Origin of the sequence: Fenollaria massiliensis (genome assembly GCF_000312505.2) — a bacterium.
Classification (GTDB): Bacteria; Bacillota; Clostridia; order Tissierellales; family Peptoniphilaceae; genus Fenollaria; species Fenollaria massiliensis.
Genome location: NZ_HG326226.1, coordinates 88,278 through 105,851, shown reverse-complemented (window position 1 = coordinate 105,851; position 17,574 = coordinate 88,278). Strand labels below are relative to the sequence as shown.

Below are 17,574 nucleotides of genomic sequence, written 5' to 3'. Positions count from 1 at the left end.
TAGGAAAAATTTATGGATAAGGCGAAGCATAACGAGCGACCGACTGAGGTGTACGTACAGGTACTCCGCAAGGAGGGAGCGAGCGCGCAAGCCTTAGGCGAAATTTTAACAAAAATTAACGCGAAATTTAGTCTAGTTCGTCATACATCGCTAGCGCCTTAGCTCCATACGCAGTTCCTGGTCCACCATTCATCAAGATACAAGTTTTGATAACGTCAACAAGTTGTTCTCTTGTACCGCCTGCTTTTTTAAAGCTTGTGATGTGAGCTAGCATACATGGTATGCACTTGATTGTGATCGAGATGCCTAGAGCAACCATTTCTTTTTCAATGAAACTTGCTGCGCTTTCTTTTGAGTAAACAGCGTGTAAATCACCAAATGCTTTCATGATTTCTGGTGATGAATTGATAAGCTCCTTGCTTAATTCTCCGTTTAATTCTCTTTCTTTTTTGTAATCCATAATATTACCTCCTATTATATTTTCTTTCAATTATATATTACCCATTAGCAAATGGCTTTGTTATTGTATTTATTTATAGTTTTGTCATCTTGTATAGATAAAATAAATAGACATGCCGTGATAAAAGCATGTCTAATTACATTTTATAATTCATATTCAAAGTCTATACTTATGTTAAATCCCTTTTTCACTCCGCTATAAACCATATCCATCTCCAAAGCATCTCTCATAAATTTATCAGCTTCTTCTCTTGTGATATCGTCTATATAGTAATACACTTTGATCTTAATCTCGTCTATGCGTGGCGCTTCATCAACGCCAACTACTTTTAGCGTGCGAAGTGGGTTTGTGGTCTTTACTTCTGCCTTTGCTTCTATCTCATCTAGCGAAAACTTCTTGATTTTAGCTTCTCTAATGATTGTGAGCATCATCGACTCCAAAATTCCTGCCAAAAATATCTCCACGGACGATAATTCTTTTTTCTCGTTATCGTATGGCAGCTCTTGGTCTGTCGATATAAAGGCCATGTCGCCGTAGCTGTTGACGGTTTTGATGTCGTTCGATGTCGCTCTCATCGTAAAATCAAAGCGGCTCATCTCTTCCGTGCTATTGAAATTACCGTAGCTACTCATGTTTTTCCTTCAATTCTTTAACTGCTTTTTCAAGCTCTGCTAATTTTTTGTCAATTATTTCAAGTGTTGATACAGGTCTATTTGCAAAAGTAGCAAAACCGCAGTCTGGGTTTAAGAATAATCTTTCTTTGTCAATGTAGCCAAGCGCTTCTTCGGCTCTTGCTACCATATCCTCATGCGATTCAATCTCGTCAGTTCTTGGGTTTATGACTCCAAGACCTAGAATGTAATTTTCTCTAATTTTGTCTGAAGCAAATAAACTTTTTAACTCGCCCGCTCTCTTTGTTGAAAATTCAAGGAATAGCGCGTCTGTATCAATGTCTTCAAATAATTTGATTAGCGGTGTATATGGTCCTTCTAGCAAAATGCTTTCATCTTTGGACCAATTGCCACGGCAGACGTGAAGTGCGCGCATCGACTTAGTTCTATCGATATGGCTCATACATGACTTAATTAAGTGAGTCGCAAATTTTAGCTCCTCTGTCGGATCCTTCTTTTCAGAAAGTGCTGCGCACATGAAGGTACGCGGCTTTCCTTCGGTAAATACGACTTCTGTTAAAACTGGTTCATCAAACTGAATTATGTCAACGCCTATCTTTTGAAGCTCTTCTATCTCTTCCTTATAAATCTTGATAACGTCTTCACCAAGCTCTTCCTTTGAGCCGTAAGCCTTGCTAGATAAATTATATAGCCACATTGAACGAGTTACTAGATAAGGTCCTGGCAAAGTAATTTTGACCTTGTGATCAGTTCTTGCCTTAAGTCTCTTTAGCTCGTCGCAAACGATATTGGTCTTACGAGAGACTTTTCCTGTGCATATAGCGTTTTTTATGCTTATGGCTGGAACGTCAAGTATAGAAAGTATTTGCTCGAAGGCTTTTTTATCATCGATATACTCAAGCATCTCAGACATGGACATCATTTTAACACCATTTAACTTTGTCGATATAAATGAAACGTAGTTATCTCTTGATAATTCGCCTGATGTGACGTAGCTGATGCCGTGTTTTTCTTGCATGCGAACAACGGCTTCTTCCTCAGCATCTATTAACTTAATAAAATCCTCTTCACTTAGAGAACCCTTAGATCTCTTTCTAAGGGCCCTTAATATATCTTCATTTCTTGGCATGCTTCCTATAAGTGAAGTGGAGAATGCCCTAGTCACGGTACTTGCCGAAGAAGTCTAAATACTTATCGGCATTAGTTATTTGCTCGAAGCCAGTAGTTCTGCCTTCAACCCATTCAGTAAGGCCTTCAAGGTCCATGATCTTCTTGTGTTCTGGATTGTTATAGTCCATTTGAAGAAGAATTTTAGCCCATGCTTTAAAGTCTTCTGATGGGAAGCCTACGCGAGCTGAGAATATACAGTGATCAAAGTGAGGTGTTTCACCTAAAACTTCTAATGCGTTCGCATCGATAGTGCCGTCCTTTGACCAAGCGTTGAAGTTTAAATCGATTGTGAAAGCGCAGTCTACATCTCCTGCTTCAAGTGCTTTCACAGCGTCAAGTTCGCCGCCAACGTGGTCACCGTTAAGACCAACGCCCTTGTCGAAACGAACTTCTTCATAATCTTTGCCATATTCTAAGCCTTTAGTTTTTAAATAATAGATAGGTATAAGTCTTGCTTGAGGGCTGTCAAATGCGCCGAAGCCTATTTTTTTGCCCTTAAGATCTTCAAAAGACTTAATGCCTGAGTCTTTTTTAACTAGGCAGATAGTCTTTCTGTCTCTATCTGTGTCTCTCATAGGACCATTTTCACTTTTGCCTTGAGTCCTAATTTGAGTTTGTAGCCAAGCTAATGGTGAGTTCCAAGCGATATCAATATCGCCGTTAACAACAGCATCAACTTGTAAGTCATAGTCCTTGAAGTAAACTCCTTCAACTTCCATGCCTCTTTCTTCAAAAAATTTGTGGATCATGTCCCAAATGATACTAACTTTTGGATCATAAAGAACTGCTCCAACTTTAATTTTATCTGTCATCTTTCCTCCTATGGTATTGGTTGATCTGTGATCAATTTACCAAGCCAAATTGTAAGCACGTCTACTGATGGTGCCATGATTTGACTTGCGTATGCGTCTCTCATATATTTTTCTATAGGGTTTTGTTTGTTATAGCCCTTACCGCCAGCAACTCTCATTGCATCGATAGATGTCTCGATAGCTGCTTCACTTGCGTTAACTCTAGCTGCGATGATGTCAACAACTGCATCAGCGTCGCCTCTTTCAGCCTTTTCAGCTGCAAGCTTTGTAAATGCTTCTGCTGCGTGAGTTCTGTTGTAAATCTTAGCTAGGTGTATTTGAACTGTTTCAATATTTGCAAGAGATTGTCCTGAAGGATATTTTCTCTTCATAGCGTGTTCGTTAGCTGCTGTAGAGATGGCTTTGCCTAAACCTGAGTAAACACTTGCTAGACCTAAGATGAAGTATGGTGCAACAACTGAGAATACTTGTGCTTGACCGCTACCCCATTCGCCAATTCTATACATATTTTCTAGTTCAACGTCCTTAAGAAGCATTGGACAAGATGCGTTGCTTCTCATACCCATACCGTTCCAAGCTTTCATTTCAAAATGAACGCCTTTTTTATCTATAGGAACTACCCAGTTATCGATTTCTCCTTCTTTTTTAGAAGGCACTAGTACCAAGTAATAGCTAGCGTATTCAGCCGAAGTAACCATTGACTTAGATCCGTTTAATACACAAGAGTTTTCTTTGTGTTCAATACCCATCTCTGGCATGTAGAAGTGAGTTCCTGTGCCAAATTCGCTGTATGCAAGTGCACATAGTTTTTTATCTTCTAGAATTTCTTTAACAATCTTGTTTTTAAGCTCATCATTGCCATTAGCTAAGATACACATAAGTGCTACGTTATGCATCATATAGCATAAACCAACAGATGCGCAGCTTTCAGCTAATGCCATACAGATTTGTGAGTGGTCCTTTATAGTACCGCCTTCACCGCCCATTTCCTTAGGTATCATTATCTTAAAGAAACCTTCTTCTCCTAGTTTATCAAAAATTTCCTTTGGAAATTTTGCTTCTTCGTCTAATTGTTTTGCAACGGGATCAATGTATTTCTTTGCAAATTCCCTTGCTCTTTCAAATGAATTCATAATAAACCCTCCCTTTCGTGTTTATGTCGATATCACTATCGTCTTAAGTATAGCACAAGATTGAGTTCATTACAAATTAGATTTTTCAATAGTTTCGGCCGTTTGTATAAGATTTTTTTATATATATTTTTCTCTGATATTTTAAAATTATATAAGCTGTATAAAAAAAGAGCTAGACCGATAGTCTAACCCTAAAAATATTTAAGCCCTTGGATTAAATATCATTGCCAAAACTGTTACATTTATAAATATCATAAGCATGGTCAATGGTAAATACACAAGTAACTTTATTTTGCTTGTCTTGTCATTTTGATCAAATTTTTTATTTGCCCACACAATAAATTCAGTAAGGCCCAATATGCTAAACAATATTAATGGTATGATAAACATAAGATTACTATCTGAGCCAAATTTAAATGTGAAAAGGCTTATGAAGTATAAAATTTCTAGTATTATAGTCATTTTGCCCTCCTATATAAAATAACTCACTACGCCCGCTTCACTTATATCTTTCATGCCGATGGCCTTGTAAAAGGCATTTGCTACTTCATCTTCGCCATCGGTATTAACTTGTATCCAGCGAACGTCCTTATATTTTTCGAAAACTTCCTTCATAAGCTTTTTCGCTAAGCTCTTACGTCTATAATCTTTTTTAACGATAAGGTCTTGCACTAAAACAACGTGTTCAGCGTCTCCTACGCATCTTACAAAAGCTATAAGCTCCTCTCCGTCCATATACGCAAGCGTTAGCAAAGAATTTTTTATAGCATTTTTAAGTTTTTCGTCATCACCTAAATAAGCGCTCCAGCCAGATTCTTCGTAAAGAGCCTTTATTTGTGATAAATAGCTTTCATCTATTTCTATTAGCTTCACTACTCTATCTCCCAAACTACTGTTACTGAGTCATTGACATCGATATCATCAGCATCTATGTCTATATCGAATGAATCCGATGGCTCAGCGCTTCTATACTCACAAGCTCCTATATTTAGCGGACGAGAGTATATCTCAAACTCTCCCCAAGAGTAATCAATCTCTCTAATCTCTTTAAGCTTTACGCCTGCCGCCTCGCTCAAAACTTTTGCTTTCATCTTCGCATCCTTTATAGCTTCTCCTAGTAAATCATTCTTAGCCTTCTCAATGTCCTTAACAGTGTAGCTTATATCGAATTCCACATCAAGAGGCGATGTGCTCACCTCATACAAAAGCCTACCTAGGACTTTATTGTCATTATCAATCTTGATATGTGAGCTATGAGTGTACTCGTAGCCAATAAACTTTTGATGCATATGGTCTTTGTCGTCATAATAAGATTTGTACTTTGGACTTACTTCAAGATTTCTAGTCTTAAGAAGCTCGCTATCGATGCCAGCCTTTGCAATGACAGCCTTTAAATCCTTAGTCGCCTCGCTCGCCATGGCAATAGCTTCTGCATAATCATCATAAACTGCACTAGAAGTAAATTTTACGACTATAGTATCCGGCTTTAATGATAATATTCCTTTTCCTGTTACTCTTAATGTGCCCATTTATTTATCTCCTCCATTATAATATACCTATATTTAATTATACCCAAAATAATAGCGCTCACTAAGAAAAATTTGTGAACGCTATAATAAATATTTTCAAATTTAATTTAAAATTAGTTTATATTGTCGTTTGCTTTTGGTTTTGCAACCACCGAAATAACAATAAATACCACTGCAAAACCAACCATTATTAATACATTCGGAAGCATAGTGCTAAACTCTGGCTTCTCCATAAGCATGTCGTTACTCTGAATGTAGTAAAAACCTGGAAAGACTCTTCCTAATGTCAAGGCTGTATCACCAAGCAGCTCTTGCGGAGCAAAGGCACCGCACAAGAATGACGAGCCGAGTGAAACTACATTCATCACGCCTGAGATGGCATTTTCGCTCTTAATTACGCTTGCTATCATCACTGACATAGTGACTACTGTAATCGTAAATATAAATGAGTTAAGCATCATAAGATTGATGTGCGTCTTAGTAAAGTCGTACTTATACATAAGCACGAAAAGTATCATATATAGTAGCCATAAGAATAGTCCCGTAACGATGTGACCGAGCATCATTTGAAAATTAATCTTCGCTCTTGGCATAGGCGATACAAGATTTCTCATTAATATAGGCTTTTTCCTATAGACTTTGACTATGGTCGCTACAACCATGATGGCTTGTGCAAGTAAAACATAATTTAGGAAGTTAAAGTAAATACGTGAATTATCTCTCTTAGTATCGACGCTGCCTTCTTTTATCTCAACATCAAATTTTTTATCCAAATCTTCTTTAGTATACTTAATGGCATCTTCCTCGCTAAAGCCTGCCGCCTCGTAAGCAGCTACTTGACTTAAGTAGATATTGACCTTCTCCTTAACGCTCATAGCGTACATCTCATCTGGTGCCGCCTTATATAAAACTTTCTTCGTTTGATCAAAGTCCTTAGGTATTTCAAGCGCACAGCTAATATTGGCGTAGAAAAGCTTGTCTTCTACCAAAGACTCGTCCATGTCTATAGGTTTTGCGTTAGTATTTAAATAATCGCAAAGTGCTTTAGAAAGGCTTGTGTTAGCGTTATCTTTTAAATATATTCTTACATCAATACTTTTATAAGAGGCCTCTTTTGTACCCTTTGTACTAAAACTCATTATGACTGCAAAAATAATCGTATAAAGAATTATGGCTGTCTTGTGAGCCCATACTATTTTGAAATAATTTTTAAAGACTTTCATACTCTTTACCTCTCATGAAAAATAGTGAAGCCACTACGAATAACAAAGTAATCAAAGCTAGATTAATCATATCCCAATTAAACCTTGCCATCGAATCGTAGTAGTATAACGAATAAACCGCATCAGTCACTATTGCAACTGGATTTAACTTGTTGATGATGGGTGCCTTCTCAGCAATAATTATCTTTAAGTCCGATACCATCATACCAGCTAAAAACGACATAAGCATAGTTATGGCGATGCCTAAACCAATCTTCGTGTCTAAACTTGCCTTATTTGAAACGCCAAGCAAGACGCCAAAGGCAACACCACTTAGTGACGCTAGTGCGCTAAGCACAATAAGTGGAAGGGCTCTACCGCCAAAGTCAACCCCGAGACCATATTTTAAATAAATAATAAATATCAATATTATGACGAAGTTAATAATCCAACTGACCAAAAGCGATGCCGATAGCATAGTGCTCTTCTTTGTTGGTGAAATTGCATTACGCTTTGCATTAGTCGATAGATTTGCTTCGTATTGATAAATGACAAACATACCCCACATGTAGCCATAGATTGCTGTCATGCCAAGTAGCGTGTAGAAAAAAGTGTTTGTCATATCCATATTTTTACGCGAAACATCTTTTATATGATCATCTACACCAACAATTTTACTTAAATCAGTAGTCGGATCCTTTTGCATTATCCTAGCTATCATAGAGAACTTTTGTGAATACACATTCATGATCGTCTCAACTATAGTCTCAGATATGCCCGACTTCTTAGTGTAAATCTTGTCCATTGATTCGATGTAGGCCTTAGGAGCATCTTTTTCGTCCAAAACATCCCTATCTCTAGCTTCAGTCACATGGAAATATTCCTCGTCCTCCATCTCTTTCATAAAACGTTTAAAATTCTCATCCTTCATAAGGTTTTCATTCACAGCCACGTCTATGGTTTTGAACTTATCCATCTCAGTGATATTGCCAAAGGCAAGCTTAAAGAATACTCCTAGAACTATAGGAAATATTAAAGCCCAAAATAACATTGCCCTCTGCCTTAAAAGGTATCTAAATGTATTTTTAAATGAGTGCAGCCACATACTAATCCCTCAAATCTTTGCCAGTTAATTCCAAGAAAACGTCATTAAGACTTGGTTTTTCAACATTTAGAGAGCTGTAGTGAATTTTATTCTCATCAAGAAGCTTGATTAAATTCATTAGGTAGCCATCGCCATGAGAAAAGCTTAGTTTGACAGAACCATCCTTGTTCTCAAAGCTAAGCAAATTATCAAGAGCCTTGATCTTTGTAATAAGATCCTCATTAAGTTCCTTCGATGTAAAGCTAATCTTTTCATTCATAGTGATCATGTCCTTAAGCTCCTCAGAAGTGCCCTTTGCGATGACCTTGCCCTTGTCAATTATGACTATATCATCACACAAAAAGTCAACCTCGTCCATATAGTGCGAAGTGTAAATGATGGTCGAGCCCTCATCGTTAAGCTTTTTGATCCCTTCCAAGATATTGTTTCTTGATTGAGGGTCGACAGCAACAGTCGGCTCGTCAAGAATGATAATCTCAGGTCTGTGAGCAATGCCACAAGCAATATTAAGCCTTCTTAGTAGACCACCAGATAGCTTTTTAGGTTTAAATTTTACAAAATCATTAAGACTAACAAGGTCAATCGCCCTTTGTACAAGCGCCTTCCTCTCAGCCTTATCACTAATATATAGACCGCAGAAGTAGTCGATGTTCTCGTAAACACTTAGCTCATCATAAACAGCAACGTCTTGAAAAACAACGCCTATCCTTCTTTTAATATCGTATGCATCAGCGCTCATCTCCTCGCCAAAAATCTTCACAGTGCCCGCATCCTTCTTAAGAAGAGACAAAATGCAGTTTATAGTCGTCGATTTACCACTACCATTGGGACCAAGCAGACCAAGTATCTCGCCCTTTTTTACGTCCAAATCCAAATTGTCCACAGCAGTGAGCTCCTTGTATTTTTTAACAAGACCCCTAACCTCTATAACAGTATCCATAATTACCTCCTATATTACCATTGATATAATTATATCACCAAAACCATTAAAATAGTATAAAAATTATGTAAAACGCATGTAAATATGTCTAAGACGAATAATATTATCATAAAGAGACCCATATCACTTGACAATATCAGATATAAGTCATACAATATAGGCAAGATTGGGGGTAATAGTTTTGAAAAAGATATACCAAGGAAAAACAAAAGACGTTTACGAACTAAACGAAAAAGAAGTTTTATTAAAATTTAAAGACGACGTAACAGGCAAAGACGGCGTGTTCGACCCAGGCCAAAACCAAGTCGGCTTAACAATGGAAGGCGCAGGACATAGCGCTTGCCTACTAACAAAGTTCTTTTATGAAAAATTAAACGCAAAAGGACTAAACACACACTTCGTTTCAGCAGATCCAGAGAAAAACGAAGCAGTAGTTAGAAAAGCAAAAGTTTTTGGTAATGGCGTTGAAGTCATCGTGAGATACAGAGCAGTTGGCTCCTTCATTAGACGCTACGGCCAATACGCAGAGAGCGGCATGAAACTACCTTCATACGTTGAAATCACACTAAAAGACGACGACAGAAACGACCCACTAATTACAAAAGATGCACTAGAAATCCTAGGCATCATGACAGGAGCTGAGTACGACGAGCTTGTAGGCCTTGCTAAAAAGATAGGCGAGTTCGTAAAAGAAGAACTAGCAAAAAAAGACCTTGAGCTGTACGACATAAAATTCGAGTTCGGTATGGTCGATGGTAAAGTCGCTCTAATAGATGAAATATCAGGCGGCAATATGCGTGCTTACAAAGGAGACGAGTACGTAGAACCACTTAAATTGGAAAAGATATTGCTAGAAGACACTAAATAAATGGGATAATGGATAAGGAAAAGGAAAAGGGCTGCCGTGGAGGTAGCCTTTTTTGTGTGGGTTATTTAAATTTTTTTAATCCTAGTTTTATCTTTATACTTAAATATTATAACATATCCAGCTTTTGAAAGCTCTTCGCTAAGCAATTTTTTTTCATTATTATCTAATTCTGGCCACTTATCACTCCAGACCTTAGCTAATTCTGAAATTTCTTCAACTTGTGAAATAAGTTCTTTTAACTCTTCTATGCTTGAATGAGCTTTTATTTTTGTAATGATAACGTCAATCTTTGAATCAGAAGATATTGCCTCATCATTAAAAATATAGTTTACAAATGACTTGCTAAGATTTTCATTTTTTATGATATCGAATTTATTATCTCTTTCTAGATAATTAACAAATTCATCCTTTATTGTGAAATTCTTAAATTTTAAGCAAATGTAATTTATATTATCATCATTTAGTCCTTTATTAATTAATTTTTTTATGATATTTGTCTTAGAAAAATCTATATTTTTAATTTTGATTCCATCAGGAAGCTTGTCCAAAAGCCTCATTGAATTATCATCTGAAATCTCACTATTTACTAATTTGTAAATTTGTTTATCACTTAATTCAAGACTAAAAAGTATATTCATAGCTTCGTTTTCTGATGCATCATCCCAGCGTTCTGCCCAATGAACTAGTACGTCATCATAGGAGTTTTTTACTAAAAATTCAAGATTGTCATTGTTAATTAAAAGCAAGTCTTTATCTATTAGCTTTACTACTCTTTCTTTACTAAAAATATTATTTATCTTGTCTATCGGTTCATTCGCATAATGTATAGCAAATCCAAAAACTTTATCACTAACTAACGTAGAATTAATAAATTTATTGCTAATACCTTCGACATAATTAAAAATTTCTTCAGCATTTTCTTCACTTATATTTTTGTCAAAATAATTTGTAAAATTCTTATTATACTTATCAATAACGTCCCAATATAATTTAATATTTTCTTTGTTAAATAAAACAGTATTTTTATTTAACATTTTTTCTGCTATAAATAAGTTTGATTTTAATTCTGCGATTTTAGATAGTTCTGTGAGAACAGTTTCATTATTTTCTAAATATTTGTTTTTGTATTCAACAGATATGTCAGAATTTATAATTTTTACTAATATGTTTTCATCGTTATCATACATTTCATTATTTAGATTTTTATCAATATACTCTTCTATAAATGAGTTAAAATTATCATCAATGTATTCTTTGGTTGATTTAAGAACTTCTGAATCAAACACTTCACTTAATAACTTGCCATATTCAATCTCTTTGTTTAGCAATAATTTACTTATAAATAAAACGTTGTCAACCGTAAGCTTAAATGCATTTATATTTTCTAATTTCATCATTCTTTCACTACTTGCTTTACACTTGCTTAGGTCTTCAAACTCTACTTCAGCCGAAGATAAATTGCCTATAAAATTATCAATATCACTATCTTCAATCTCTGAAACAATTTTTTCATAATTTTCAAGATATGAACTGAATTGACTCAATCTTTCTTTAGTAAACATATCGCTAGTAAATATTGACTTCAATAGATTGTTGTATACAAAATCATTTTCTACATCACATACATTTAGTAATTTTATTAAATATTCATTTTTTATTTGAGATAATTTTTCCACAAATATTGTTATTGTTTTAGGCTGATATGCGTTTAAAATTTGTACTAAAAGACTATAGTTATCATTTTCATCAACAGATTCCATTGTTTTAGTAATTTCATTAACACTCTTTAAATTTATGCATGACTCAAGTAAATCTTTGTTTAAAATATTGTGTCTTCTAAAATCGTCAATATCTAGTCTATATTGGACTTCTTTAGGATTTTCTAACTCAAAGAAAATATCTTGCTCAGCAGATTCAAGCAAGTTTTTCATAAAAATAGTATCATTTACGCCTAAGCTCCCCTTATAAAATAAGCCTTTATACAAATCATAAGTTTCATCAATAAGACCATCTAATATTAAATACTTAACTAAATTAAAATAGTGACTACTAGTTATTTTGCTTTCATTAACAATAAAATATTCATCTAGCTTGACTGTGCTTAATTTTGACAATAAAGTTTTTAAACTTATTGTTTTAAGCTCTATAATTTCTTTTGCTAGACTATCTTTTTCAGATTTTAACCTATCTATTTCTTTAAGTATATCATTGTTACTTTTATTAATATACTTTTTAGATTTTTCATCTAGCAAATTAAATTCTTCCACAAATTCTTTATAATCATAATATCCAGAACTACTAGAATTATAATTATGATGATAATCAAATCTAAGCTTCTTACTTTGATCATTATACATAACTTTCAATACATCTACCCAGCTCTTATATCCTGTTTCATCAATTCTTACTTCTGGTGGTATCTTTGCTGCCATAACTTCAAATTTTTTGCTTTCAAGACTATCTTGCTTCTTACTAATATTAGTATCAATTTCTTTTATTTTTGTTTCTAAGTCACTTTCAAAATCACTTATTAATGCTTCCTTATTATTAATTATATTATAAATATACCCCCTATCTTCTTGTAGTTCGTCAAACTCTTTAGGAAATATGTTTTTTAAAACAATTAAGGCAAATAGCTTATTATAAGATAATTTTAATTCTTCCATTTGAAGAACCCTGCTATATACAGCAAATTCATTAACTATATTTTTTAATAGCCTCATATCATCTATATAAAGAGATATTTTATACAAAAATTTTTTATCAAGTTTTTCTCCAAATCCTTTTAAATTATCTATTAAAATATTTTCAGAGTTACTAGAGTCTAAAACTGGAACTATTGGGATAATCATATCAAAAAACTTACTTCTATTCTTTGAAAAAAACAAACCATCTCTAATCATATAAACAAACTTAATAGGAGTTTTATCCCCGTTTACGCTAGAATATTTATTTACTAAAAAATTAAGCTCTCTAAGTTTTGTAAATACATTTATATTGTCATATCTATCTAAGTCCTCAATTACAACAACTTTTGCTCCTGAACTCCTTAACAAATATACTATTTCTTTTATATCTCTATCAAGTATAGTCTCTTCTTCAAAGTCTTCATCAAAATTTGCTTCAGCACCTCTGAAATTTATTTTTGAAATTTTAATCTTGTTTTCCTTGAAAATAACATTAAGAAAATATATTAACGGTGCTGTTATTAATAAACCGCTTGTAATAAAGTAAAGTATAGATTTAAAGCTACTATTTATTTCTCGCATCGCTTCAATCATTGGCTTGCTTAATAATAATAACAAAAGTCCAACTATAAAAAATATTGAGCTTATAATCTGTATATTTGTTTTTTTTCTAGTCTTATTTATCTTGTACCTATATTTACTTAAAGGTATTGTTTTAGGATCTATTTGTGATAGGATTTGATTTATTATCTGCTTTTCAATTCTATTATCATTATCTAAATCAGATTTTTTATATTCATCACAAATTTCTACGCTTTGGTTATTATTATCATTTTCTACATCTTGTTCATCAAATTTTGAAATACATTCATCGTAATCAAAAGAATCCTCATACTTACCCAAAGAAACAGTAATTATATTGCTTAGGTCTCTTTCCTTTACATATGTTCTCCATACTGTAGTTTTACCAGCTCCATAAATACCAGTAATGGCTATGTTTTTAACCTCATCATTATTAAAAGCACTGTCAAGAGCATCCGTATAAACCTTTTTATTTTCATCTAATGTTTCTGGTGTTAGTGCATTAAATTTAAATTTATTATCTTCTATCTTAATCACCTATCCTAAATTTCATCTTCTAATCTATGCCAATGCTCACTGCTCATGTCTTCTGTATAAACTGTGTTGTTGATAAACAGTCTTGTATCTTTGTCTCTTACAAAACCCCATTTAATTTTTCTTAATTCTTCAGCATAATATTTAAATGCTTTAAATTTATTTTCTATTTGTTCATCAATATTTTTGCTCTTACCTTTGCTTTCTCCGCCTTTTGTCTCAATTATCCAAATATCTCCGTTTTTCATCTTCACAATATAGTCTGGATAAAAAAGATATTCTTTATCTAGGTTATTGCCATATAAAACTGATAAATATTGTTGTCCTGTATCTCCGTTTTTATAATACCAATCAACTTTATCATTATTTTCTAAGTAATTTTCAAAAAGCTGTTCTGGTTCAGACCTAAAATTAGAAGCCGTCATAGCAGTGGTATAGTCTTTATATGCGTTCTTTTCGTAAACTTCAATATCTGTTTCATATGGAGCGTACTTATAAAAGTCTTCAACAGGTAATTTCCAAACACTTGTCTTTGCCTCAAGATATTCAATATAGTTCTTATCAGTTCCTGCTGCTAGCTCTTGAAAATCATCACGAAGTTTATAGGCATTGTTAATCATAAAAGCATACCACTCGCGATTAGATAAATTTAAAAGCTTTTTATTATATCTCATATTTGTGTAGAATAAGTACTGTAATATAGCCCTCATCTTTTTTGAAGGAACTCCAGTTACTTTTTTAATCATGTCTACTGCATGTAACAGTCAATACCATGATCAGTTGTTGAAACTTCATAAGATATTTGCTTATGTTCGCCAAGTTTCATATTTTGAATATCTTTGAGTTGTTGGAATTTTCCAGACCTAAATGTACTGTAAATTAAAGTGCCAAATATATATCCCGAAGCCTCCATAGCTTTCTTATTATCTTCTTTTACATTGCCAAGCTTATATTTATTGACAAAATAATCATGAGCTCTGTCTCTAATTAGCACCTCGTCAATGGCATTGTAATCTTTGTTCCTAACTTGTTTTATTAATTCAAAATTCTTACATTTATCCTTTAAGAATAATCTCTTAACTTCATACGAGTTGCCGCCTTGAAGAACTCTTTCCTTATATTTTTCATCAAATGTATATAAGAAACAATAATCAAGCAAATCGTTTTCATAATGCTTAGCTTTAGGCATTCTTCTTATTCTTCCAAGGGTTTGTATCTCAAAATTTTCGCTCATATTCTCACGAAGCTTAACTAATATTTTGGCTCTAGGACAATCCCAACCAGTTGATATAGCTTGCTTCATTATTAAAAAGTTCGGCTGAGCATTATTTTCTTCCAAATTATATGTGTTTATTTGACTTTCACTTAACCATTTAGCTACTAATTTATTTTTATAGTTATATCCAAGTCCATCAAGCATTTCCTCAACTGATTCAATCATTCTAGTTGACATATCTGGGAACTGTATTATAACAAGTGGGTTTATATCTTCATTGTTCTTTATATATTCATTTTTAATTTCTTTTCTTTTATCATCAGCTTTTTGTAAAAGATAAAAGGCTTCACTCTCAAGGTCATCAACTTGCTCTATGTCTATATCAGGATTAATGTATAGAGCCTTTGTGATTAAACCAGAATTAATTACTTCTTCCTCAGGTATTTCATAGTATTCAGCCATAGGGTTCTTTTTAGTAGTAGCCGACACTCTAATCTCTTTTTCTGCATTAAAAGCAGTCAAAACATCATCAGCTTTAGCCGTATTATTTAAGTGCTCTTCGTCGATTATAGTTATAAATGAATACTGCTCCCTATGAGCTTCAGCTATCCTTTCATATAGATTTTTCTTCTCACTATCTTTTAGCGCATTATTTGTTTTATTAGTTATCATTTCCCAGTTAATAAAATAAGTGTAACCAGGTTTAAAGCCTTGCAATAAAGCATCACTAATGTTTGCGGTCTTAGCGTTAGGCAAAATCGCTTCCATCTTTTCCTTGGATTGTTCCTCTAAATCTCCCTTGCCCGGTGTTAACCAAATAAATATTTTATTCGAATCTTTATATAATAGATAGTCTTCTATAAAAGATATAAGTATAACAGTTTTTCCCGATCCTGTTGGGCTCTTAACGATAATTCTTTGCTTAGAACTTGGATCGTTAACCTTGTCAAGCAAATAATTTTTAGCGTCGCTTTGAAAGTCAAATAAATTTAAAATCATATTTCCTTCGCCTCTCTTAACTCATCCATAAAGTAATACTCTGGTATTTCTACTAAATTAAGTTTTTTCTCTTCAAAAATTTTCTTAGTTTCGTTTGTTAACAATATATATGCTGGGATATATAGATAAGCTCCTTCTTTAATAGTCTCTAGTTTTTCTTTAAGCTCTTCATCAGTAAGCACTATAACCCTGTTCACTCCATCAATTTCACACATGTTTTCTAGTTCTACCATCTCTTTTATATGATCAAGTAGCCTAAATGATAGTATATCCTCTTCTTCTGTAAATTTCGGTATGAAATCTGTTTTAAAATACTTAAGATTATGCGGTAATTCCTCTTGTATGTTTTGAAGCCTTTTATAAGTTACTTCTTCACAAATTTTATTTTCGTTGTTAGTACATAAAATATATTTTCTCTTTCCGCCGTCTTCTTTATTTAGCTGCATAACTGCATGTCCGGTAGTTCCAGAGCCAGCAAAAAAAGTCAAGAATGTTATGTGCATATTTTATTGTTAAAATTAATTGCACTATTAGTGATGTGGGTTTAGGAAATCCAAATTTTTCTAAACCTAGTTTGGTTATTTCTTTTTTTGCATTATCATTAGAAAATATATTATCAACTAGCGCTATAGAGGAAAGCTTCGTTTCGCGCTCAATATATTCTATTGTATATGGACGTTTTTTAGATATTGTTGCATTAGCATATGTTTTTGTATATATTCTACTTCTCTCTTTGCCTTCCTTAATTTCAATAAAACCATTCTCTAATCCAAACTTAAATTTTTCAAGACTCCATCTCCAGACCCAGTCTTTAGGATTGTGTTTGCCTGAATGTCTTTTATCATGCAAGTCTTGACTTCCACCAGGATAAAATAACTCTCCTTTAACTTCGATTGGGAAGTCCATATTAGGATTATACCAAAGAGAATTGTAATCCAGAGTTTGATTTAATTTATATCCACCCCTTTGATCATAGTATTCATCTTTAAAAGGATAGTCTGTATCTTCTGCTGGTATACCAGTAAAAGAAGCATTGTCCCTATCTTTAGCATATACAATTGTATAATCATGATTTTTAGCCACTCCAACCGAATGATCTTTGCCTGATTTTTTTGTTACTCTAGGTAAATTACCTATAAAATTTTTTTCGCCAAAAATATCATCACATAATAATTTTAGTTGTGCTTGTTCATTATCATCAATTGAAATAAAAATAACGCCTTGATCAGATAACAAATTTTTAGCTATCCTTAATCTTTCATTCATAAACGATAACCATTTAGAGTGTTTGTATCCATCTTCACTTCCAATATAATTATCATCATAAATAAAATCTTTATTCCCAGTATTATACGGCGGATCAATATAAATTACATCTATATTTCCCTTATGAGTTTTTTCTAAAAGTCTTAGTGAGTGAAGATTATCTCCTTCCAAAAGAAAATTAAATCCATCGTTTTCATCTGCAATTATCTTTCTTTCTTCTACTTCTGTAAAGACCGGTATATTATGAACAAGTTTTTTATCTACTTCTTCTTCATGTTTTTCCCAAACTAGTCCATATTTCTTTTCTGTTAATGCTGTCTCTATCTTTTCAAGTGCTATAATGCTTTCATCGTCTTTGTGTATTTCTTTAAGCTTATTAATATATTCAAGCATTTCTTTTCTTTTTTCTTGAGATAAATTGCTCATAATTAACCCTCCT

At 33.4% G+C, this 17,574-nt stretch carries 17 protein-coding genes; 1 reads left to right on the top strand and 16 read right to left on the bottom strand.

What is annotated here, in order from left to right; genetic code table 11:
- Positions 1-127: 127 nt before the first annotated feature.
- The 11 genes from BN30_RS04135 to BN30_RS04085 form a co-directional block, all read right to left on the bottom strand.
- Positions 128-460, bottom strand: coding sequence for a carboxymuconolactone decarboxylase family protein (locus BN30_RS04135; RefSeq protein WP_019214249.1), 333 nt, complete (start codon positions 458-460; stop codon positions 128-130).
- A 143-nt stretch (positions 461-603) separates the two neighbouring features.
- Positions 604-1,092, bottom strand: coding sequence for an OsmC family protein (locus BN30_RS04130; protein ID WP_019214248.1), 489 nt, complete (start codon positions 1,090-1,092; stop codon positions 604-606).
- Complete coding sequence (locus tag BN30_RS04125) at positions 1,085-2,257, bottom strand: cobalamin-independent methionine synthase II family protein (RefSeq protein WP_026880655.1); 1,173 nt, start codon at positions 2,255-2,257, stop codon at positions 1,085-1,087. The genes BN30_RS04130 and BN30_RS04125 overlap by 8 nt, the downstream gene beginning before the upstream one ends.
- Positions 2,250-3,074, bottom strand: coding sequence for a phosphate/phosphite/phosphonate ABC transporter substrate-binding protein (locus BN30_RS04120; protein WP_019214246.1), 825 nt, complete (start codon positions 3,072-3,074; stop codon positions 2,250-2,252). Before BN30_RS04120 ends, BN30_RS04125 begins: the two co-directional genes overlap by 8 nt.
- A gap of 8 nt (positions 3,075-3,082) precedes the next feature.
- On the bottom strand, positions 3,083-4,207 hold the full coding sequence (locus BN30_RS04115) for an acyl-CoA dehydrogenase family protein (protein ID WP_019214245.1): 1,125 nt from the start codon (positions 4,205-4,207) through the stop codon (positions 3,083-3,085).
- Positions 4,208-4,408: 201 nt separating this feature from the next.
- Positions 4,409-4,669 (bottom strand): hypothetical protein, encoded by a 261-nt coding sequence (locus tag BN30_RS04110; RefSeq protein ID WP_019214244.1) that lies wholly within the window; start codon positions 4,667-4,669, stop codon positions 4,409-4,411.
- Positions 4,670-4,678: 9 nt separating this feature from the next.
- Complete coding sequence (locus tag BN30_RS04105; protein WP_019214243.1) at positions 4,679-5,080, bottom strand: GNAT family N-acetyltransferase; 402 nt, start codon at positions 5,078-5,080, stop codon at positions 4,679-4,681.
- On the bottom strand, positions 5,080-5,736 hold the full coding sequence (locus tag BN30_RS04100; RefSeq protein ID WP_019214242.1) for an SIMPL domain-containing protein: 657 nt from the start codon (positions 5,734-5,736) through the stop codon (positions 5,080-5,082). The genes BN30_RS04105 and BN30_RS04100 overlap by 1 nt, the downstream gene beginning before the upstream one ends.
- A gap of 113 nt (positions 5,737-5,849) precedes the next feature.
- Positions 5,850-6,959: an ABC transporter permease gene (locus BN30_RS04095; RefSeq protein ID WP_019214241.1), complete on the bottom strand. Its 1,110-nt coding sequence runs from the start codon at positions 6,957-6,959 to the stop codon at positions 5,850-5,852.
- Positions 6,946-7,989 carry an ABC transporter permease gene (locus BN30_RS04090; protein WP_019214240.1) on the bottom strand — a complete coding sequence of 348 codons (1,044 nt, stop codon included), beginning with the start codon at positions 7,987-7,989 and terminating at the stop codon, positions 6,946-6,948. Before BN30_RS04090 ends, BN30_RS04095 begins: the two co-directional genes overlap by 14 nt.
- 55 nt (positions 7,990-8,044) lie before the next feature.
- On the bottom strand, positions 8,045-8,983 hold the full coding sequence (locus tag BN30_RS04085; RefSeq protein WP_019214239.1) for an ABC transporter ATP-binding protein: 939 nt from the start codon (positions 8,981-8,983) through the stop codon (positions 8,045-8,047).
- 181 nt (positions 8,984-9,164) lie between these two features.
- On the opposite strand from BN30_RS04085, the gene BN30_RS04080 reads away from it, so the two are divergent.
- Positions 9,165-9,851, top strand: coding sequence for a phosphoribosylaminoimidazolesuccinocarboxamide synthase (locus BN30_RS04080; protein ID WP_019214238.1), 687 nt, complete (start codon positions 9,165-9,167; stop codon positions 9,849-9,851).
- Positions 9,852-9,916: 65 nt separating this feature from the next.
- Here the strand turns inward: BN30_RS04080 and BN30_RS08985 are convergent, their stop codons facing one another.
- The 5 genes from BN30_RS08985 to BN30_RS09845 are packed head-to-tail and all read right to left on the bottom strand — an operon-like array spanning position 9,917 to position 17,561.
- The gene (locus BN30_RS08985; protein WP_019214237.1) at positions 9,917-13,657 is read right to left on the bottom strand and encodes a YobI family P-loop NTPase; all 3,741 of its coding nucleotides are present in this window, start codon (positions 13,655-13,657) and stop codon (positions 9,917-9,919) included.
- A 5-nt stretch (positions 13,658-13,662) separates the two neighbouring features.
- Positions 13,663-14,400 (bottom strand): hypothetical protein, encoded by a 738-nt coding sequence (locus BN30_RS10310; protein ID WP_242824746.1) that lies wholly within the window; start codon positions 14,398-14,400, stop codon positions 13,663-13,665.
- Between the two features lie 2 nt (positions 14,401-14,402).
- Complete coding sequence (locus BN30_RS08975) at positions 14,403-15,869, bottom strand: DEAD/DEAH box helicase (RefSeq protein WP_034450421.1); 1,467 nt, start codon at positions 15,867-15,869, stop codon at positions 14,403-14,405.
- Positions 15,866-16,315 carry a tRNA uridine-5-carboxymethylaminomethyl(34) synthesis enzyme MnmG gene (locus BN30_RS09595; RefSeq protein ID WP_019214236.1) on the bottom strand — a complete coding sequence of 150 codons (450 nt, stop codon included), beginning with the start codon at positions 16,313-16,315 and terminating at the stop codon, positions 15,866-15,868. The genes BN30_RS08975 and BN30_RS09595 overlap by 4 nt, the downstream gene beginning before the upstream one ends.
- A complete protein-coding gene (locus BN30_RS09845) occupies positions 16,302-17,561 on the bottom strand; it encodes a site-specific DNA-methyltransferase (protein WP_026880652.1) in 1,260 nt (419 codons plus the stop codon). Before BN30_RS09845 ends, BN30_RS09595 begins: the two co-directional genes overlap by 14 nt.
- Positions 17,562-17,574 lie beyond the last annotated feature (13 nt).